Here is a 19,814-nt window from a genome sequence, read left to right as displayed (position 1 = left end):
GTGGGCGGTTTTGAGAACGCCTGGTTCATCTGGTGTAAGGCCATTTCCAATCCCTGATTTCCGGCATGTCCTCGCCATGATCGCAAACGTATTTCTTATGCAATGTCAGTTTTTCCTCGAAGTTGGCAATCAGAGGTAGCGCTACCTCGTTGTTTAATGGCAAACGCCTTATCGCCTCAATCGCCAGATGAAAGCGGTCCAGTTCGTTGAGAACCGCCATATCGAAAGGCGTTGTCGTTGTCCCCTTTTCGATGAAGCCTCGCACGTGGAAGTTAGGGTGGTTGGCGCGCTTATAAATGAGCCTGTGAATGAGATAAGGATAGCCGTGATAAGCGAAGATGACCGGACGGTGGGTTGTGAACATCAGGTCAAAATCTTCATCAGAAATACCGTGCGAATGATGCTGCGGTGACTGTAAAACCATCAGGTCCACGACATTGACAACGCGGATGCGCAGGTGCGGTAGAGACTGACGCAGTAGATCAACCGCAGCAAGGGTTTCCATGGTCGGGACATCGCCCGCGCAAGTCATCAGTATGTCTGGTTCCAGACCGTCTTCCGTCCCGGCCCAGTCCCATATGCCCAGACCCGCTTCGCAATGGCGTATGGCGTCCTCCATTGCGAGCCATTGTAGTTCTGGCTGCTTCCCCGCCACTATCACGTTCACTCGGTTCCAGGTTTTCAGGCAATGATCGCCAACCCACAGCAACGTGTTGGCGTCCGGTGGAAAATAAACTCGAACCACGTCTGCACTTTTGTTGGCGACGAGATCAACAAAGCCTGGGTCTTGATGAGAGAAACCGTTGTGATCCTGACGCCACACATGAGACGTCAAGAGATAATTGAGTGACGATACAGGCTTTCGCCATTCCAATTTTTGCGCAACCTGCAACCATTTCGCATGTTGATTGAACATCGCATCAACGATGTGGATGAAAGCTTCATAGCAAGAGAAGAACCCGTGCCTTCCGGTCAGCAAATAGCCTTCGAGCCAACCTTGGCACAAGTTCTCGCTTAATACTTCCAATACCCGCCCGTCTGACGACAGATGATCATCTGTATCAAGCGTTTCAGCCATCCATACACGGTCGCTAACGTCGAAAACAGCGCCGAGACGGTTGGAAGCTGTCTCGTCTGGACCAAATATGCGAAAGTTCTTCTCATGTTCGTTCAGCATTAGAACGTCACGGAGATATTCACCAAAAATTCTTGTTGATTGTGCCTCTTTCACGCCAGGTTGATCCATAGACACAGCATATTTACGGATATCGGGTGTGTGAAGTTCGGTGCGCAGCAATCCTCCATTGGCATGTGGATTGGCAGCCATGCGTAACTCGCCTTTTGGAGCGAGCTCACGTAATTCGGGTTTCAATGTACCCATTTCGTCAAACAAGTCCTCCGGACTGTAGCTATTTAGCCAGTTTTCGAGGATCTTTCTGTGTCCGCTGTTTTCCCGGCAGTTCGCAACAGGCACCTGATGCGAACGCCAGTAATTCTCTACAATTTGACCGTCGACTGTTTTGGGACCCGTCCAGCCTTTCGGGCTTCGCAGGATGATCATGGGCCAGAACGGACGTTCTGGTGATTTAACATCGGCATTCTTCTTGATTGTAGCAATACGTTCGAAGACCGCGTCAAGTGTTTGCGCCATTTTCTGATGCATTGCTTCCGGCTCGCTGCCCTCGACGAAGAACGGTTCGTAGCCATAACCGATGAACAAGTTCGTTAGGTCATTATCTGCTAGTCTCGCGAGTATAGTAGGGTTCGCTATTTTGTAGCCATTGAGGTGCAGGATCGGCAGGACTGCGCCATCGCGGGAGGGATTGAGAAATTTGTTTGAATGCCATGAAGCGGCAAGCGTTGCTGTTTCTGCTTCGCCATCGCCTACGACACAAGCAACCACCAGATTTGGGTTGTCGAAAGCGGCGCCATAGGCATGCACGAGGGAGTATCCAAGTTCTCCGCCTTCATGAATTGAACCTGGTGTTTCAGGCGCGACGTGGCTTGGTATGCCGCCAGGAAATGAAAACTGGCGAAATAACTTGCCCATGCCTGCTTCGTCCTGACTTATTGCGGGGTATATCTCCGAGTACACTCCTTCGAGATAGGTGTTCGCCACAATGCCCGGACCGCCGTGACCGGGGCCGCATATGTAGATTACATTGGCAGCCTGTTGCTTGATAATGCGATTAAGATGAGCATAAATGAAATTGAGGCCAGGCGTCGTACCCCAATGACCGAGCAATCTGGGCTTAATATGTTCCGGTTCAAGCGGTTTGCGCAGGAGCGGATTGTCCATGAGGTAAATCTGCCCTACCGATAGATAGTTGGCCGCGCGCCAATATCGATCAATTAGCGAAAGCTCCTCGGAATTAAGAGGACCAAGAGGTGATGCCCTGCTCATGCTTCGTCTCCTTCACTGATTTACGCAGTCATGTCAGTTATGGTTTAAGCGGCGCTGTTCTCAAGAACCTGAAGTGTTTCCAAGGCGATGATACGTTCTTCGTCGGTAGGAAGTACAAATGCAGCCGTACGGCTCGAGTTGGTGGTGATCCGGAACGTATTTCGATTGTTGGCACTAATATTGAGATCTATCCCTAGCCAAGAGAGGCGTAGGCAAACCGCAGCGCGAATCTCTGGCTGGTTCTCCCCAATTCCGGCAGTGAAAATGAGTGCGTCGAGACCGCCAAGAGTGGAAACAAGACGGGCAATTTCACCAGCTATACGCAGAGTGAATACTTCAAGAGCCTCACGGGCATGGGGTGCGTTGCTTTCAAGGAGATCGCGCGTATCACCGCTTATTCCGGAGAGTCCGAGAAGGCCCGAGCGATGATAGAGCAAATCTGATAGCGCATCTGGAAACATGTTCTCTTGTTGCAGAAAATAAAGAAGCAAGCCCGGATCGAGTGCTCCGCAGCGGGTTGCCATCGGAATACCGTCCAGTGTCGAGAAGCTCATGCTTGTATCGATGCTTTTGCCCCCCTTGATGGCGCAAAGACTGGCTCCGCTGCCTAAATGTGCGACTACGATCCTTCCGACAGCAAGCTTTGGCTGCTTCTGGGAAAAACTGCCGATTATCGACTTATAGGAGAGGCCATGAAAGCCATATCGCTTTAAGCCACGCTCGTGGAATTCACGTGGAAGCGCGAAGCGGCGAATGACTTCCGGGATAGTTTGATGAAACGCAGTATCAAAGGATACGGTTTGCTTGACGTGCGGAAAGAGCTTTTGGATGCCTCTGATTAAAGCGACGCTTTTCGCTTGGTGCAACGGAGCAAAACTTGACAATCTTTCAATTGCGTTGATGTGCTTATCATCGACCAAGATTGGCTGGATGAATTGGTCACCGCCGAAAACCACCCGGTGGCCAACTGCCAGCATACGGGAGAGATTTGTATGCGTCGAGAGCCTCGAGAAAAGTTCTTCAACGATCACAGCGATCTCATCTGCACCAGATGTATCTAATACGATATCTAGGTTGCAAAGTTCTCCCCGTAAGCGAAAGGTTAAGGGTGAGCCGTTCAGATCGATCCCACCTCGGGAGAATTTTACGATCTGTTCCCCATCATACGCGAAAAAACCGATTTTCACGCTGGACGAACCGGCATTGAAAGTAATCAGCTGCTTGTCCAAGCCGCATTTCCTTTGCTTCAGATCGACTACACTAGAGCGCGTTTCGATCTGATTGGATCAGATCGGCGCTCTAATCATTTGTTTTTACGCGCATCTTTTCCGAAAACCGTTTCACACTTTTCGGGATGCGCTCTAGCACAATGCTATTTAGATTATTGGTCTCACGCTGCGTTTAAAGAATTTTAGCCCGAAATTTTTGCCGACAGCATAGACAATAACAGCTGCAAAATTGCGTCGCATTGTTTGAGATCAAATTAAATCAGAGTTTTTGATCTCAGGAGCGATATGCACAGTCAGGCATGCACGTGCCATCGCTTTCAATCGTGTGTGCGTTGCCGTCTTTTGTGCGGATATACTGCAATAAAGCGGTGTTTCTGTGAGTTGATCGCTTCGTTCACGCTTAAGATCGAGCTCAACGGCCCGCGGATCCTTCGAAAAACGGATCTCCCTTGAATATTGTTGCCGGAACTAGGCGCAAAGGTATACCTTGAATAGGATGCATTCGCGATAGTTTTTTCTTAAAGCGAAGCGGGCTTTGACGTCTGTATTCTGGTCGAACTGATATTCGAAAAATACCCGAATTGGTTCTAGACTGATCTAGGGGCGGGCTCATGGCACTTGGCAAAGGAAGCATGAAGAAGTCTCAAACAGGGATTCGGTTTGAGTTTCTTTGGTCACGCCTAAAACAGCACCCCCTGTCGCGTGTGGGGCCGGGCCTGATTACTGGCGTGGCGGACGATGATCCCAGTGGAATTGCAACCTATTCTCAGGCTGGTGCTCAGTTTGGTTTCAATATGCTGTGGACCATGCCTGTTGCCTTCCCGCTGATGGCGGCAATGCAATCTATGTGCGGTCGCATTGGTCGCGTCACAGGAAAGGGTTTGGCCGCCAATATCAAGCAAACGTATCCGCCAATTGTTGTCAGAAGCGTTGTCTTGTTGCTGTTAATCGCCAACGTACTTAATATAGCCGCTGATGTCGCAGCGATGGGTGAAGTTGCCGAACTGGTCAGTGGTGTCGACCGCCATCTGATGACAGCCTTGTTTGTAGTTGCGACGCTTTTGCTTCAAGTATTCATCCCGTATCATCGCTATGTCTATTTCCTCAAGTGGCTCACACTCTCCTTACTGGCGTATGCCGGTGTTTTATTCGCTGTGCACGTTCCGTGGGCGGAAGTGGCGCGGCGCACGATGTGGCCGACATTTGCCGTGGATTCTAATCCCGCTGCCATGATCATCGGTGTTTTCGGCACTACGATCAGTCCTTATCTTTTTTTCTGGCAAGCTTCAGAGGAAGTAGAAGAAATGCATGGAAGAAACAATGAAGCTCCCCTTTCAAGGGATGCGGCCGCCGCCCCTAGGGAGCTTCAGCGCATACGCTGGGATACTTGGAGTGGTATGCTATATTCCAACGTCACGGCCTTCTTTATTATACTGGCTACCGCGGTCACATTGAACGTACAGGGCATAACAAATATTGAAACCGCTGCCCAAGCAGCCTCTGCGCTTAAGCCGCTGGCGGGCAATTTTGCTTATATTTTGTTCGCACTTGGCATTCTTGGTGTCGGTCTCATTGGCGTGCCTGTTCTGGCCGGGGCCGGTGCGTACGCATTATCTGAAGCTCTGGGCTGGAAATCCGGTCTTGAACTCAAAGCAACTGACGCACGGGGCTTTTATGGCATTATCACAGTTAGTATTTTGCTCGGGCTTGTGATTCAATATTCCCCCATAAGTCCCATGAAGGCCTTATTTTGGAGTGCGGTAATAAACGGGGTCGTGGCCGTTCCTTTGATGGTGGTGGTGATTCTGCTTGCTTCAAACAAATCTGTGATGGGTGCTTACCGAATTGGATTACCGCTTTTAACACTCGGCTGGATTGCCACCCTGGTAATGGGCGCCGCCGCAGTGGCAATGTTCATGCCTTGATGGTCTTTTAAATCCAACATCGTTGCGAAGCGGAGACACTATGATTTCTTTGTTTTCATTCAAGGGTCGGATTGGGCGGCTTCCTTACGATTACAATCCCTCTCGCCTTCGTTTTCCTGAACTGGGTTGCTTGGTGGTTCTTTGCTACGACCCGCTCTGATACATATGGCCCAGTACATATTCAGAGGATGAGTTCGTTCGGTTGGATTGTCTGCGCGTGGCCGTATTTCGCGGCAGGTGTAAAACGTTGTTATGATGGTGGGAAGTCCGGGATATGGTATGTAATCTGGACCGCGGGGTGCTTGAGTGGTTGGATATCGAGCATTTATTTTCAATCGAGGTACGCAGGATTCGCCGGCAATGATCGCACTATGGACGATCATTGAGATGGAACTCCTGAAAGGAGATCCAATGAAAACAGATTTGGTCAGCCTGCTATAGAAATTGGAGAGGGAAGTTTTTGAGGCCCTTTCGGTGGGCACAAAGCGCACACGCTGAACCTCACTATCTCCGTCGAATAGGTGCGAAGAACGTACGAAATGCGTTCTGCACGCTGCGTCATCGCCGCCTTATCCACTTCTGTTAAGAGAACTGGTTTTCTTCGGACCGAGCCCGCTGATCACGGTTTCGCACATACAATTCTAGATGCACACCCAGTGACTATTTAGCGTTTGCCTGATCACCAACCCAAACTCCACAATAAATAGCAATGGCGAGTTCGATTCTTATTCTGCTGGACGCGTCCGTGGGATGATTATGCTCATATAAATATTGATGCATCGCGATGATGGTTCAGAATATGGCTTGAATGGATATGTATAGATAGCTGCAACAAAAAATTGTGCTAAACTCGTGCATAGAGGAGAAATTCGGCTTGTGAGCGTCATGAGATATATCATCGATAAGCCGACTTTCTTGAGGAGGTTCTAGTGAGTGCACCGCCAGGATTGATATTCGGTCCCAAAAGGGATGGAGGATACCCAGGCAGAGAGATAGACTGCCAAGAGTCTATTTCTGCCCGATTAGTCGAACTCATTGATATCGCTACAAACGCAGGTTGGACGGCTCTCGAAGTGACGCGGGCAATTCGTAATCTCTCGGATGATTTGTTGCTTGGACTGGAGAATGAGTTGCCCGAAAATTAGCCCGGACGTTCGACAACGATTTGACGCTTTGATTGTGGCAATGTGTCGTCCGATTTGATTGAATTCCCTAAAATCGCTCCGCAATTATGCGTCTCATATCTTGCATGCATCAAGATGTAGAGAAAGATCGGAAGTATCTTTTCAGTTTTTCTGTCCAAACGACAACGCAGCGTTACCCGACGTGACCGGTGTCGCAACTTTTTATCTCCACACCCGCACCTTGACGCCGCAGCCTATTTTTTGTGGCGAGCGGGTTCAGACTGAGACGTAATTGCAAAACTGGACTGCGTGAGCTACTTAGCGTCATCCACAAGGACCCGGTGAAACTCCGGGTGGCTCTTCTGGCCGCCGATCCGCCAGACAACACAGCAACGCAACCTATTCCATTTTCGAGGACCGAGTTTCCCTCGGCCCGTTGCCTCAACTGTGAAAAATCTCCCATGCGAACTCTTTCAAACTACCGTCAGGAGTGGTTCTCCAACATCCGTGGCGACGTGCTTTCGGGTATCGTCGTCGCTCTCGCGCTTATCCCGGAAGCGATAGGCTTCTCGGTGATTGCGGGTGTCGATCCCAAGGTGGGGCTCTATGCCTCCTTCGCAATTGCCTGCGTGGCCGCCTTTGTGGGCGGTCGGCCGGGCATGATCTCTGCCGCCACGGCTGCGACCGCTGTCGTCATGATCTCGTTGGTCAAAGAGCACGGTCTTCAGTATCTGTTCGCGGCCACTATTCTGATGGGCGTCATCCAGATCGTCGCGGGATGGCTGAGGCTCGGCCGCGTAATCCGCTTCGTCTCCCGCTCGGTTATCACGGGCTTCGTCAACGCACTTGCGATCCTGATCTTCATGGCCCAGTTGCCCGAACTCATAGGGGTCCCGACGCTTACCTACGTGATGATCGCAGGCGGCCTCGCCATCATCTATCTCTTTCCATACGTGACCAAGGCGATTCCATCGCCGCTCGTGGCCATCGTGGTCCTCACGGCCATGGCGTGGTGGTTTGGCATCGACCTGCGCACCGTCGGCGACCTCGGTGAGCTACCGTCTTCTATCCCATTCCTGATGCTTCCGCAGGTTCCGTTGACCTGGGAGACGCTGCAGATCATCTTCCCATACTCGGTGACGCTTGCTGCTGTCGGCCTGCTCGAATCGCTGCTTACCGCGCAGATCGTCGACGACATGACGGACACGCCGAGCAACAAGAGTCAGGAATGCGTTGGACAGGGCGCGGGGAACATCGCCTCGGCACTGATCGGCGGCATGGGCGGATGCGCCATGATCGGACAGTCGGTCATCAACGTAACATCTGGCGGTCGAGGACGGCTTTCAACGTTCGTCGCGGGTGCTTTCCTGTTGTTCCTGATCGTCGTCCTTAACGACCTCGTCCAGATCATCCCCATGGCTGCGCTTGTTGCGGTTATGATTATGGTTTCCATTGGCACTTTCTCCTGGCGGTCGATCCTCGACCTGAGACGCCATCCGCTTCCGTCATCCGTCGTCATGCTGGCGACGGTCATCACTGTCGTCGCAACGCATGATTTGGCGAAAGGCGTGATCGTTGGCGTCCTTCTGTCCGGCATCTTTTTTGCTGGTAAGGTAGCCCGTCTGTTCAGGGTCACGCGCGTGGAGGATGCCGAACAAAACAGTGTCACCTATGCAGTGGTGGGGCAGGTCTTCTTTGCGTCGGCGGAAGCCTTTATCCATGCGTTCGACTTCACGGATAAGGGTAAGCGGATCATCATCGATCTGACAAAGGCCCATCTCTGGGACATCACCGCAATTGGCGCGTTGGACAAGATCGTATTGAAGTTCCGTCAGGCAGGCGACGAGGTCGAAGTCCTCGGCTTCAACGAAGCGAGTGCTGATATGATTGACCGCTTCGCACTGCACGACAAGGATGAGCGGCTTGCGGCAAGCGCCTCACTGCACTGAACAACGTGGCTGCGTACATTCGTGCGTAGCCATCTGCCCCGGAGTTGTGTTGCAACGACGCCTTGCTTTTGCGCACCACGTGAACCAGTTTGATGCCGCTAGGCGAGACCCCGATCAACCGTTCCAGCCTGCTTGTACCTCATCAACACAGTCATGACGTCAGGAACTGCCAGTATGCGTTCTGCGAACTCCCGAAAGCCGCCAATCAACTTTCAATTCCAGCGATGCAATGGGGTGTTGTTTTAAATGGTGTGCGGTTAAATCATAACCGGATGTTTCTGCTTCTGAAATGTCTGCGATAGATTGCAGGAGACACAGTGAATGTTTTAACAAACTGAAGCCTGAATGAAACCGTTGAACCAAAGCCTGCCATACTGGCGATATTCTCGACGGAACAATCGCCAGTTTCCAACAGGCGCTGCGCAACGGAAAGCCGCTGATTGAGCAACCACTGGACCAGGGTTGTCCCTGTTTTCTGGCGGAAATGGCGCGTGAAACTGCGGCGGCTCATATTGGCCCGGTTGGCGAGAACGTCGACGGTGATGGTTTCATTCAGATGAGCCAGTGCCCAGTCCATTGCCTTGGAGAGACTGTTGGTGCGGCTTATATCCGGTATCGGCATCTCAATATACTGGGACTGCCCGCCATGACGATAAGGCGCGACGACCAGTCTTCGGGCGACACGATTGGCAATTTCCGCACCCTGATCCTTCCGCAATATATAGAGACAACAATCAATGGCCGCCGCCGTGCCAGCCGAGGTAATGATGTCTCCTTCGTCGGAGTAAAGCGCATCTCTGTCGAGGTGGACGTCTGGATAGGCCTTTTGGAAGTCATCAGCCCAGGCCCAATGTGTAGAAACAGTTCTTTTTTCGAGAAGACCTGCATAAGCCAGAACGAATGTCCCCAAGCAAAGCCCCACAATTCTGGCACCGCGTGCTTTCGCCTTTACCAGAGCGTCAATCAGTGTTTTCTGGGGAATGTCATCGGGAGCGCCCCAGGAAGGTATGATCACAGTGTCAGCCTGCTCCACGACCGATAAATCGTGTCTTACGTCGATATCAAACCCGGAAAGCGTTCTTATCGGACCGATGCGTTCTGCGCATACATGCAAATTGTATCGCGGAATGCCGAGCTTCAGCAGGTCGTCGCCAAACACGATACCCGGTACTGAAAGATGAAAGGGGCTTATTCCGTCGTAGGCCAAGACAGCTACAGTGTGCATTAAAGGGTTCCATCTTCCGTTTGGCCCAATGTTAGCAGAAATTGTCCGATGAGCCACTTTCATGTCGATCGAAACCAGGCGAAGCAATTGCATCTTTTGAACAAGAGGACGTTATGATGCAACATCCCACGATAAGAGCAATCGCCGGTGCTCCCGAAACCTCCAGGCTGGACCCTTCTGTAACGGCACTCCTTGTGATTGATTTTCAGGAGGAGTATTTCAGCGGGCGACTACCCATCCCCAATGGTGCAGCAGCACTAGAGAATGCGAAGCTTTTGATTGAAAAAGCCGACAAGGCTGGAATGTCCGTTTTCCACGTCCAGCACATTACACCTTCCGGGTCTCCCATTTTTGCCGAAGGCGGGGAAACGGTCGCTTTTCATCGCGATATCACTCCAGAGAAGCACCATGCAGTCATCAGGAAATCTGAGGTCAGTGTATTCCAAGGCACCGATATCGACGTCCAGCTCAAGGCCGCCGGTGCAACGACCCTGATCATTACCGGGTTGATGACACATGCTTGTGTAGCGGGTGCCGCAAGGGATGCAGCTCCTCTGGGTTACCAGGTGATTGTCTCAGCCGACGCCAGCGCCACGCGAGACCTGTCTAATCATCAGGGTGTCATTATTCCCCACGACCAATTGCACCAGTCTGCACTCGTGTCATTGGAAGATACCTTTGCTGAAGTGCACAGCACGGCAGAAATATTGAGCTACTTCACGGCCTGATATGGAAATGATCGCGTGTCTCTGCAAATGATCGAAGCGGCCGATTGGAAGGGGTGGGTGGTGTCCATTTTACCCTTCGGTCACAAAACATTCCAAAGCCTGCCCAATTGAAGCGGGTGGGTTTTCTGTCTGTCTCCTGAAGTCGACACGTCAGAGAAGAAGAAGGACAGAAAGGGATATTGTCCTCTCCGACCGGAATGCGCCTTCATGTTTGAAACTGGTGTGCCACTCACACACTTCTCAAAGCAGTCGTTCCACTGATCAAGCTTTAAATGTCCGTGATGGACAGAAACGCGAGTGGCTGGTTTCGAGCCGACAGATGTTGAAAATGGTCTTCCTGTGTCTGAAAAGTCTGTCGTTCGAACCTGAGTTTTACACTATTGCAATCGAAATTCCTCCGAAAAAATCAACAGTGGAAATTATATCGCCAAACTTGGGAGATTCCCAATTCTCAGCGAGGGACTTCTATGTCGCCAATTGAAACTTGCCGCCCTCTACAGCCTCAATCACCATGCCGAGCGTTTCATGGCGGTCTTTTCCATCGGTAGACAGAACATGCCTTTCAAGCTGAGCCATCGATGAGAACTGTTGATGGAGTGCCGTGATCGGCGCCGGGTCGTTCAACGTGGCACCTCCACGCTCCTGGCAGCGGAGGATGGCAACATCCAACGGCGGGCGCAAGACAACGTAATGGAGAGGCGTGGCAAGTCTCCTGAACGGCTGCAGAAACCAAGGGCCGATTATGCCATCGACGATGACAAAATAGCCGCCCTTGGCATAGGCTTCGGCAACACCTGCGAGTACGTCCATGACCACGGCGTTCTGTTCATTTGCCTCGGGCAAATACGGCGGGATGGCGCCGTTTTTGATGAAGTGCCAGAAGTCGTCCGAGTGTAGATGAACCTTGGGCGAGCCGGATTCTTTGGCAAGGGCTAGTCCCGTGGTGGTCTTCCCTGAACCGGGTGGTCCCGTGAGGATAAGTATTTCGCCTGCGTGTTTCATAATGTTGCTTCGATTGTATTCTTTTACAAGGGTCTGGAGACATGTGACGCGTTCTTGCTGTTGTACCATGTCCGGTTTCTGACACTTTGATCAACCCATTGAATGACAGCAATGAGAGTCGAAGATTGTCAGTCAGTAAAGCGCTCTTATTCCAGACATTGGCTTAGCGCTCACATGCTTTAAAGCGGTAGCTCTACTTTCATGCTTCAACGACCGTTAGTGAGTGGGGGGTGTCAGTCGGCTTGCAGGAAGAGAGGATAGAAGCGGACAGTGGGGCCGCAACAATCTGTCGTGTAAGTCGGACTTTCACGCCCAACCTGGCAATCATAGACTGGTCTGTTGCTGTCTTTCGCTTGTCGCAAAAATGTTTCAATCACTTTTTGAGTAATTCTTCTACAACGTGGGAACCGAGTGTCTCTCTTAGCGCTGCAACTCCGTTTTTGGGCAATCTAGATAGGTCACTGATGATGCCCGCTTTCCACGCATCACCGCGTGCCCATGCTTCCTCCCAAGCATCGCAAAGCTCATTGCCGTGGCGCGTTTTCACGAGAGCTTGCGAAGAGCAAAGCAGCCTGCGTCAGATCTTTGTCGGCCTTCAAGCGCCCCAACATGTCATTGCGTCTTCGAGAGGACACAATCAGCTTGTGGATGGCATACCTCTCGGGAGCAGGAACGAGAACGTTTATGCCTTCGCGGAAAAGAAACACCGTGCGGATAGGCTCATAGATCAGGTAGTCGAGGAACCGCAAATTCTCTGCCGACGCGCCGCTGAGGACGGGCATGGGCGACGGTTTGCCTGTGTATTCTTTTGATCCCCGATTCCCGGTCAGGAACTCCATCCGATAGCCTTTGGCGTTCACGAAGGCGACGACCTTGGCCTTATCGGTCTGGTGCGGAACCGCTCGGAATTCAGGATCGACTACCCGGAGGATTTCGAGGATTGGCGGGAGACTATCTTGGACGCCAGCCGATATTGCGAAGTCCTGGGCGAAGTTGGCGTCGCCTGTCTGCATCGCCGCGGAGGGAAGCCAGACACCGAGCAATCCAGCATAGGTGCTGAATGCCACCGACCCAATCGAGATGGCGCGCAGCCGGAACAACCGAACGTCGGCTAAGGCTTTCGTGACGTTACCAGCGAAGGGATCAAGACTGGGAAGGCCGGCGCGTCGCAGCGTGCTAACCATGCGTCTACGCTCGCGGATGTTGTCCTTGATCTTTGTGGGCTCTTACCCGCTTTGTGATCGCTTCGTCGCTGGCGGGACCGACGTAGTTTCGTTTGTCTTTGCCCTCGGGAGTGGAGAGATCGAAATACCAATATTCGCGATCTTTGACGGTCACCCTCACAAACCATCTTTCTAAAGGGAAGTCTGTTACGAATTGTGCATCTATTGTCCGCTGCGCCAACTCCGCAAACATCGTTCTATAGCTAATGTCGATCTCTTTCATCCTGGGCCTTTCGAATGAGTTGATCGATCAGAGGCGAGCTGAACTATGTAGTTATAAGTTACTGCCAAAACCTTATAACGAATTGACCGCAAATAAAGGCCCAGGAAATGGGGCCCAAGATGTCGTGTTCGCCTGTACCACGTGGCAGGCAAAACATGCTGGAGGGGCGGGGCGACCATTATCCTCCAGTCGCAAATCATAAGCCCGCCTGAAAAACCAGGCGAGATTTTCGCATTCGGGAGCTAGCGGCGTTATGTCTTGGCCGCAGCTATTCCAATTCACGGCAAAAAGCCGAATGGCCGACTCGGACCTTATCTTGGTCGTCAGAATTGAAAGAGCATGGGTTCTTGACTGGCAATCAGTACGTAGTCAATGGCAGGGGGCAGCGGTTCATTTCCCTTCAAGGATTAGCGGTCTATGCTCTAACGACAGTTCACTTCTTGATTGGCAATCTGGAAGTGGAGTTGCATAAATCCTTTGAAGAGGCCGCCCGGTTGATGCGTCTTGGTCAGGGCGCAGCAATGTGGCCAGCGGCCTTAGGTTTCTTGAAGCCAGATCATGGTTCGTTTGGTCGGCTTCGAATACGTATATCCCATTGACATATCCCATTTGATTCACTATCTACATCATATCACTATGGATAAAACTAGGAGTGACGCAGATGGAGCAGGGAGCAGTATTCCAGAGCAACCGGAGCCAAGCTATCCGCTTGCCAAAAGCAGTAGCATTGCCTGCTGATGTGAAACGCGTTGATATTGTTGCTGTGGGGCGCACTCGAATCATAGCACCCGCTGGTGAGGTCTGGGATAGCTGGTTTGATAGCTTAGAGGCGACTTCCGACTTCATGAATGAGCGTGATCAGCCTGCTCCACAGGAACGCGAGGCGTTCTAATGCTGAAGTACATGCTGGATACAAATATATGCATTTTCACGATCAAGAACCGGCCGCAGCAAGTGCGCGAGGCGTTCAACCGCTTCCACGATCAATTGTGCATCAGCTCAGTCAGTTTAATGGAGCTGATTTACGGGGCGGAGAAGTCTGCCCATCCTGAAAAGAACCTTGCAGTCGTGGAAGGGTTCGCAGCTCGCCTTGAGGTGTTATCGTATGATGAACCGGCAGCAAACCATACGGGCCAATTACGTGCTGAATTGGCCCGCAGTGGAACTCCAATCGGTCCATACGATCAATTGATTGCTGGCCATGCTCGCTCGCGTGGCCTGATAATCGTTACAAACGATCGCAGGGAATTTGATCGTGTTCCTGGCTTGCGAGTAGAAGACTGGACTGATTAATCCCTAACGTATGTTCACGGTATTCATTGATAATCCAGGATGATGTATTTCTGTTCACGTTACTGAAGGGTCGTGGGTTCAATTCCCTTCAAGGCGTGTAATTGTGTTCGGCACAGTGATAAAGGCGATCCTTGACAGGAATCCGCAGTCCTTGAGAATGAAGCACTTCCGACAATTTTTAAGCTTTCCTGATGCTTCGCGCTTTCGATTAGTAGGCTACCCAGTATTCCCAGTTCAGAAGATTTTAGTTTAACGAGAACACAACAACAGCTTTCCGTCAGACTTTAGGTATGCAAAATCGGCATATCGATCAGCGTACTTTCGATTTCTGCTTTCGAGGTGAGGCTCATATAATGATGTATCATTCATCAATATGTCAAAAAAGCCAAGAGGACACGAATATATGGCGTATGTAACTGCAGAAATTCGAGCTTCGAAAGTATATCATGGATATGGTGAGGATCGGAAAGCTGTAATCGATAATCTTGACGCGGGCGGATTTGTAACAAAACTTATAAAGGTTTCCAGAATTTTGTCGGTTACCGAAGATTATATTTTTATTGAGTGTCCTCACAACACCGTTCAGACGTGGGAGTATAAGGGAGCGCTTGAGGATTTCAGGTTGAAACTGCGTCAGGCGGGGGTCGCGGCGGAATGAGTGCTTCTCCTGCACGTGGGGTTGAAAAATGAAAATAGTGTCCGTCAACGTTTACTATGTGCGCGGACAGGGCCTGAAGCCCGTTCTGGTGAAAATTCAGACGGATGAAGGCATATCCGGATTAGGCGAGGCCGCCATTTCCTATGGAAGCGGCGGCACAGCTGTAGCGGGTATGATTAAAGATCTGAGCGAACGGTTTTTGTTGGGGGCTAATCCGCTGTCCATCAATCGAATCGTTTCGGACATGTACGACCAGGCGTTCTGGTTAAAGAACCCCGGCGGAATTGCTTGTGCCGGGATGAGCGCCATAGAGCAGGCGCTGTGGGATATTCGCGCCAGAGCGTTGGATGTGCCTGTATATGAACTCTTTGGCGGAAAAATTCGCGATGAACTGAACTACTATGCGAATGGCTGGTATTTCGGAGCGACATCCAACTCAGACCTGATTAGAAAAGCTGCCGACGCTGTTGACGACGGACATTATGCCCTGAAGATGTATCCGTTGGCGCAGATACAGCCAAATGGAACATTGCGGCATCCAAATGGTCGATACTCTGACAATCGTGACGCGGTCACCGCTGGAATCGAACGCGTGCGCGACGTACGAAAGGCGATCGGTTCCGATGTCAGGCTTATGCTTGATTTCGGTGGCGGCATTTCTATCGCAGACACCATGCGGTTCTGTGAGCGTATCAAAGAATATGAAATCGAGTTTGTGGAGGAAATCACCGATCCGGGCGACCTCGGTGCGTTGTCTCAAGTCGCTTCGTCGATTGATATTCCGATTGCGACTGGAGAGCGGCACTATCTCAGACAAGGTTTTCGCGATCTTCTTGAGAGACGTGCAATCAGTATATTGCAGCCCGATATTGGCAATGCGGGTGGTTTCGCGGAAGTCCATAAAATATCAGCGATGGCTGACGCCTACGGTTTGAAGGTGCAGCCGCATGTGTGCGGAAGTTCTATCGCAGCCAACATCGCGACCCACATGAGCGCCTGTTTACCCAATTTTTATATTCAAGAACATTTCCCATATTGGGCTGACATACCCGGATATATTGAAGTGGCTACCGTCCCCTTTGAGGAAACGGTCAGGAACGGACGCCTTCCGATCTCAGAACACATTGGGTTTGGAGTCGAGTTGCATGAGGCTGTCATGAAGGAACATCTTTGGGCTATTATCCGATAAATGCCGTTACCTCATACTGACGGGTGAACTGCAATCTAACATCGCTATTGTCTGCTATTTTGTTTGCCCTTGGCACTGTTGTAGGCGAGTGTGTGCCACAACTGAAGTGCTGGGATGAGATTTGATGAAAAAGCCAGGGAAACAAAACTGGGAAGTAGGGATGAACCTCATCTACTTTTCAGCCTTCCGGGCGGTGATGCTAACTGGAACGGTAAGCGCCGCTGCTGAACTTATAGGGCGCAGTCAACCCGCCGTCAGTCGGCTTCTGAATAAGCTTGAAACCGAGTTGGGTGTCACCCTGTTTGAGCGCAGAAAAGGTTTGATCACGCCGACGTCGGTTGCCCACCTTCTTCTGGATGAAATCGATAGAGCGTATACATCTCTCGATTCTTTGCGAAATTTTGCGGCAACTGTTGCCGAAGGTGAAACCAGCCGTATAACTGCGGCTGTTATGCCCGCCCTTGGGATAAGTTTCATGCCCCAGGCGCTAAAGAAGTTTAAAGATAGCTGGCCTCAAACACGTGTGCAGTTGAATATACGGCTTTCTGCCAAGATCGAAGAATGGGCGGCGTCCCAACAGCTGGATTTTGGTCTTGCTGAACTCCCATTCCGCAGATCTGGCTTTCAAACAGAAGTTTTCAGCGATGCCTCTTATATTGCTGCGGTTCCACGTGACCACCATCTCGCGAGCCGCGACAAAATTGAACCACCGGATCTTCGAAACGTACCATTTGTATCATTTGCGTCATTCACCGCAGCTGGCCCGATTATTGCGCAGGCATTCCGCGCGGCGGGTGAAAAACTGGACCCAGCTTATGAAACAACGATTTCCGCTGCGGCATATGAATTCGCCAAAATTGGCCTGGGGGTCGCGCTTATAGACCCTTATACGGCCATTCACCAACTTGATGATCGGGTAATGCTGGTGCCATTCCTGCCTAAAATACCGTTCAACGTGGCGCTTCTTCGCCCTTACTCCCGTCCGCAAAGTCGCGTGTCGGAAGCGCTTCTGGACCTTCTTTTCAGCGAGCGAGACGCAGTGTTGGCGAAGTTGCCGCACTTTTGACGGATAGGAATCAGACTTCCGGGGGCTCATCCATTATGCATTTACTGCATATAGGAGGCCAATTTTTTTATTTTGAGCATTCCGAATTAGCTGCTGTACTCGCCCGACGCCTAGGAAGGGAGCAGTTAAATGAGGATGGAGGCCGCGCGGGACGAAAGTTATGATGTGATCGTCATTGGCGGCGGTATCAACGGTACCAGCGCTGTCCGCGAACTCTCCGCCGCTGGGTACAAGGTCTTGCTTGTTGAAAAGGGTGATTTCGCAAACGGCGCGTCGAGCAGATCGTCCAGGATACTCCACTGCGGTCTAAGATATTTTGAGACGAGACATCCGGTCCGCACGTTCGCATCGTCGCCTTTGAAGTTGAAGAACGCGATTTCCATGGCGCGTGCCGCTATGAATGCGCGGGAAGAACTGGTGCGTCTCCAACCAATGCGATGCAAGCCTTTCAAAATGTGCTTTCCTTTATACGAAGCGGATGATCTGCGTGGATGGCACCTGGATATTGGGCTTTCGCTCTTGAAGCGTCTTGGATCGGGGCGACTGCCGCTGGAGTACCAACGGCACAAGCGCAACTTTGATAGCTCAGTGCCTTTGGCAAAGGACCTTCGAGATCGGAAACAACTGAAGTCGATAGCGACTTACCGCGAATACATGATGGACTGGCCCGATAGGCTTTGCGTCGATGCGGCCATCGAAGCAGAGAAGCTAGGCGCTGATGTCCGTTTGTTCACCAGTGCGAGCATCAGAGAAAAAAACTCTGATGGGCTGTGGCGGGTCGATCTTAGCACCGCAGATCGTGAAATGAGCAGCGTGTTCGCACCTATCATTCTCAATCTTGCCGGAACTTGGATCGATGACGTTCTACAGGGAGTGTCCGGGGAGGGGAAGGATCGTCTGATTCACGGGACGAAAGGCGCGCATATAGTCGTTCGTCTTCCGGATTATTATCGTGGTCATGGGGTCGCGGCGCTTAACCGATTGGGAATGCCGATTTATTGTCTGCCGTTCAATGAGGACCTGTATCATATTGGCCCGACTGAAACCTATTTCGAAGGCGACGCCAGTAACGTTAAGGCCGATGACGTCGATATTGAGTTTCTACTCGATGAAATCAATTTTCTTCTCCCAGCCCTCAAACTGACGAAACACAACGTCGAATTTACCTGGGCCGGTGTGCGGCCGTTGACCTTCAATCCCAAAAATCCTGACGGCGACAGAGTTCGGCAAATTCATGATTTGAAGGGCAAAGGCCATTCGGGAATTTTCGCGATGACCGCCGGACCAGTTATGAGCCATATGAGTGCAGGAAGGGAGCTGCTGGCGACAGTAGATGCAAACATTCCGATGCGGCTTGATCGGCAAAGAAGGCCAGTGCAGCAGACGAATACACCGTTGGGGACCGATGAAGGCGCGTTGTCGTTTCGGCATTATGTCTCGTACGAACACGCCCAGGATCTGAAAGGTATCTTCTATACCCGTAGCGGCATAGGTTGGGGGCGGCACATAGACCGAGCCACTGCAACTGATGCGGCCAGTGAAATCGCGGATTTGCTAGGATGGGAGCCAGAGCAGATCGAGCGCGAAGTAGATAAGTTTCTTCAATACCAACGGGAAATTCACCGTTCGGGAGAGCCTGCAAAATCCTAACGAAACAAAAAAGAGGAGTGAACAGAAATGGGTATGCGCAGACATCAAAATCTTGCTTTGGTGGCAGTTTCCACACTTACTATGGCGATTTCGCTTTTTGCGAGCCAGGCTCGTGCTGATGGCGAGCGATTGAAGGAAATCCTGGAGCGCGGCACTCTCCGTGTTGGTTTGCAAGGGGCTTTCAAGCCCTGGTCTTTCCCAGGTGCGGACGGCAATCTTCAAGGTATCGAAGTTGATCTCGCCAAGAGCGTCTCGGATGCGCTGGGTGTCAAACTAGAGCCCGTCATTATTACATCTGCGAACCGCATGCAGTTCCTCCAGCAGAACCGGATCGATCTGATTGTCGGCGGTATGTATGATACTGCGGAACGTCGTAAGGTGATCGGCATTATTGAACCCGCTTACTGGGCCTCGGGGCCGACCTTGCTTGCCAAGAAGGGTGTCATCAAAAGCTGGGACGACATTGCCGGAAAGCCGGTGTGCGGAAAGCAGGGAAACTACTATAATCAACAAGTCGAACGGCAACTGAAAGCAAAGCTGATTGCATTTACCGGAAATTCCGAAGGTAAGGAAGCTCTGCGTGCTGGACGTTGCATTGCTTGGGTCTACGATGATGTCAGCATCATGGCTGATCTCGAGACACCAGAGTGGCAAGATTACGAAATGCCTGTTCAGGCCCTCTATAATAATCCGTGGGCTGCTGCTGTCCCGCTTGAAGAACGCGATAAGGGTTGGGGCGCATTCATGGCGGGTATGGCATATCGCTGGCAAGCTGATGGTACGCTGATTGAACTCGCCAAGAAATGGAGTGTAGCACCGTCTGATTGGTTCACCGAGCAGAATAAGAAGCTCCATTGGGATACCGCTTACCTCGAGCCGAAAGAGTAAGGCCGGTGCTTTCTGATCAGCAGTAGCTCGGAGTGATG

Annotated in this window: 15 protein-coding genes, 1 pseudogene and 1 other annotated feature; of the genes and pseudogenes, 11 read left to right on the top strand and 5 right to left on the bottom strand. The window is 51.4% G+C overall.

Going from position 1 to position 19,814, the window contains the following annotated elements:
• Positions 1 to 25: 25 nt before the first annotated feature.
• Both ABDF71_RS19150 and ABDF71_RS19145 read right to left on the bottom strand, forming a co-directional pair.
• Positions 26 to 2,404 (bottom strand): phosphoketolase family protein, encoded by a 2,379-nt coding sequence (locus ABDF71_RS19150; RefSeq protein WP_094515219.1) that lies wholly within the window; start codon positions 2,402 to 2,404, stop codon positions 26 to 28.
• Positions 2,405 to 2,448: 44 nt separating this feature from the next.
• The gene (locus ABDF71_RS19145) at positions 2,449 to 3,633 is read right to left on the bottom strand and encodes an acetate/propionate family kinase (RefSeq protein ID WP_094515220.1); all 1,185 of its coding nucleotides are present in this window, start codon (positions 3,631 to 3,633) and stop codon (positions 2,449 to 2,451) included.
• 611 nt (positions 3,634 to 4,244) lie between these two features.
• On the opposite strand from ABDF71_RS19145, the gene ABDF71_RS19140 reads away from it, so the two are divergent.
• The 3 genes from ABDF71_RS19140 to ABDF71_RS19130 all read left to right on the top strand — a co-directional run bounded on the left by ABDF71_RS19140 (position 4,245) and on the right by ABDF71_RS19130 (position 8,631).
• Entirely contained in the window at positions 4,245 to 5,558 is a 1,314-nt protein-coding gene (locus ABDF71_RS19140) for an NRAMP family divalent metal transporter (protein ID WP_208617829.1), read from the top strand.
• A gap of 71 nt (positions 5,559 to 5,629) precedes the next feature.
• Positions 5,630 to 5,944, top strand: coding sequence for a DUF805 domain-containing protein (locus ABDF71_RS19135; RefSeq protein WP_432475235.1), 315 nt, complete (start codon positions 5,630 to 5,632; stop codon positions 5,942 to 5,944).
• Positions 5,945 to 7,013: 1,069 nt separating this feature from the next.
• Positions 7,014 to 7,069, top strand: a sequence feature (sul1 is cis-regulatory element that is thought to sense ions involved in sulfur or methionine metabolism; They are found in Alphaproteobacteria).
• A gap of 74 nt (positions 7,070 to 7,143) precedes the next feature.
• Complete coding sequence (locus ABDF71_RS19130) at positions 7,144 to 8,631, top strand: SulP family inorganic anion transporter (RefSeq protein ID WP_094515222.1); 1,488 nt, start codon at positions 7,144 to 7,146, stop codon at positions 8,629 to 8,631.
• Positions 8,632 to 8,893: 262 nt separating this feature from the next.
• Here the strand turns inward: ABDF71_RS19130 and ABDF71_RS19125 are convergent, their stop codons facing one another.
• Positions 8,894 to 9,943 (bottom strand): GlxA family transcriptional regulator, encoded by a 1,050-nt coding sequence (locus ABDF71_RS19125; RefSeq protein ID WP_235907984.1) that lies wholly within the window; start codon positions 9,941 to 9,943, stop codon positions 8,894 to 8,896.
• A gap of 26 nt (positions 9,944 to 9,969) precedes the next feature.
• On the opposite strand from ABDF71_RS19125, the gene ABDF71_RS19120 reads away from it, so the two are divergent.
• Entirely contained in the window at positions 9,970 to 10,584 is a 615-nt protein-coding gene (locus ABDF71_RS19120) for an isochorismatase family protein (protein WP_500061701.1), read from the top strand.
• 465 nt (positions 10,585 to 11,049) lie between these two features.
• Here the strand turns inward: ABDF71_RS19120 and ABDF71_RS19115 are convergent, their stop codons facing one another.
• A complete protein-coding gene (locus tag ABDF71_RS19115) occupies positions 11,050 to 11,586 on the bottom strand; it encodes an ATP-binding protein (RefSeq protein ID WP_010660385.1) in 537 nt (178 codons plus the stop codon).
• 373 nt (positions 11,587 to 11,959) lie between these two features.
• Positions 11,960 to 13,032 (bottom strand): annotated as a pseudogene (locus ABDF71_RS19110) (nucleotidyltransferase family protein).
• A 661-nt stretch (positions 13,033 to 13,693) separates the two neighbouring features.
• Between ABDF71_RS19110 and vapB the strand changes: the two are divergent.
• The 7 genes from vapB to ABDF71_RS19075 all read left to right on the top strand — a co-directional run bounded on the left by vapB (position 13,694) and on the right by ABDF71_RS19075 (position 19,776).
• Positions 13,694 to 13,924, top strand: a complete 231-nt coding sequence (gene vapB / locus ABDF71_RS19105; RefSeq protein WP_010660354.1) for a type II toxin-antitoxin system VapB family antitoxin — start codon at positions 13,694 to 13,696, stop codon at positions 13,922 to 13,924.
• Positions 13,924 to 14,325, top strand: a complete 402-nt coding sequence (gene vapC / locus ABDF71_RS19100; protein ID WP_258125147.1) for a type II toxin-antitoxin system tRNA(fMet)-specific endonuclease VapC — start codon at positions 13,924 to 13,926, stop codon at positions 14,323 to 14,325. Before vapB ends, vapC begins: the two co-directional genes overlap by 1 nt.
• Before the next feature lie 403 nt (positions 14,326 to 14,728).
• Positions 14,729 to 14,983 (top strand): hypothetical protein, encoded by a 255-nt coding sequence (locus ABDF71_RS19095; protein WP_029928523.1) that lies wholly within the window; start codon positions 14,729 to 14,731, stop codon positions 14,981 to 14,983.
• A gap of 28 nt (positions 14,984 to 15,011) precedes the next feature.
• On the top strand, positions 15,012 to 16,172 hold the full coding sequence (locus ABDF71_RS19090) for a mandelate racemase/muconate lactonizing enzyme family protein (RefSeq protein ID WP_029928521.1): 1,161 nt from the start codon (positions 15,012 to 15,014) through the stop codon (positions 16,170 to 16,172).
• Positions 16,173 to 16,296: 124 nt separating this feature from the next.
• A complete protein-coding gene (locus ABDF71_RS19085) occupies positions 16,297 to 17,238 on the top strand; it encodes a LysR substrate-binding domain-containing protein (RefSeq protein WP_226622753.1) in 942 nt (313 codons plus the stop codon).
• Between the two features lie 129 nt (positions 17,239 to 17,367).
• A complete protein-coding gene (locus tag ABDF71_RS19080) occupies positions 17,368 to 18,888 on the top strand; it encodes an FAD-dependent oxidoreductase (RefSeq protein ID WP_094515225.1) in 1,521 nt (506 codons plus the stop codon).
• A 27-nt stretch (positions 18,889 to 18,915) separates the two neighbouring features.
• Positions 18,916 to 19,776 carry a transporter substrate-binding domain-containing protein gene (locus tag ABDF71_RS19075; protein WP_308669823.1) on the top strand — a complete coding sequence of 287 codons (861 nt, stop codon included), beginning with the start codon at positions 18,916 to 18,918 and terminating at the stop codon, positions 19,774 to 19,776.
• Positions 19,777 to 19,814 lie beyond the last annotated feature (38 nt).

Source organism: Ochrobactrum sp. WV_118_8, from assembly GCF_039631535.1.
GTDB classification, from domain to species: domain Bacteria; phylum Pseudomonadota; class Alphaproteobacteria; order Rhizobiales; family Rhizobiaceae; genus Brucella; species Brucella anthropi.
Note: the sequence above shows the minus strand (reverse complement) of the source record. Positions and strands in the feature narration are given on the sequence as shown.

Excerpts from the sequence above, each read along its gene's own strand:
- ABDF71_RS19150 (WP_094515219.1), bottom strand. The coding sequence starts at position 2,404 with ATGAGCAGGGCATCACCTCTTGGTCCTCTTAATTCCGAGGAGCTTTCG.
- ABDF71_RS19140 (WP_208617829.1), top strand. The coding sequence starts at position 4,245 with ATGGCACTTGGCAAAGGAAGCATGAAGAAGTCTCAAACAGGGATTCGG.
- ABDF71_RS19130 (WP_094515222.1), top strand. The coding sequence starts at position 7,144 with ATGCGAACTCTTTCAAACTACCGTCAGGAGTGGTTCTCCAACATCCGT.
- ABDF71_RS19120 (WP_500061701.1), top strand. The coding sequence starts at position 9,970 with ATGATGCAACATCCCACGATAAGAGCAATCGCCGGTGCTCCCGAAACC.
- ABDF71_RS19115 (WP_010660385.1), bottom strand. The coding sequence starts at position 11,586 with ATGAAACACGCAGGCGAAATACTTATCCTCACGGGACCACCCGGTTCA.
- vapB (WP_010660354.1), top strand. The coding sequence starts at position 13,694 with ATGGAGCAGGGAGCAGTATTCCAGAGCAACCGGAGCCAAGCTATCCGC.
- vapC (WP_258125147.1), top strand. The coding sequence starts at position 13,924 with ATGCTGAAGTACATGCTGGATACAAATATATGCATTTTCACGATCAAG.
- ABDF71_RS19095 (WP_029928523.1), top strand. The coding sequence starts at position 14,729 with ATGGCGTATGTAACTGCAGAAATTCGAGCTTCGAAAGTATATCATGGA.
- ABDF71_RS19090 (WP_029928521.1), top strand. The coding sequence starts at position 15,012 with ATGAAAATAGTGTCCGTCAACGTTTACTATGTGCGCGGACAGGGCCTG.
- ABDF71_RS19085 (WP_226622753.1), top strand. The coding sequence starts at position 16,297 with ATGAAAAAGCCAGGGAAACAAAACTGGGAAGTAGGGATGAACCTCATC.
- ABDF71_RS19080 (WP_094515225.1), top strand. The coding sequence starts at position 17,368 with ATGAGGATGGAGGCCGCGCGGGACGAAAGTTATGATGTGATCGTCATT.
- ABDF71_RS19075 (WP_308669823.1), top strand. The coding sequence starts at position 18,916 with ATGGGTATGCGCAGACATCAAAATCTTGCTTTGGTGGCAGTTTCCACA.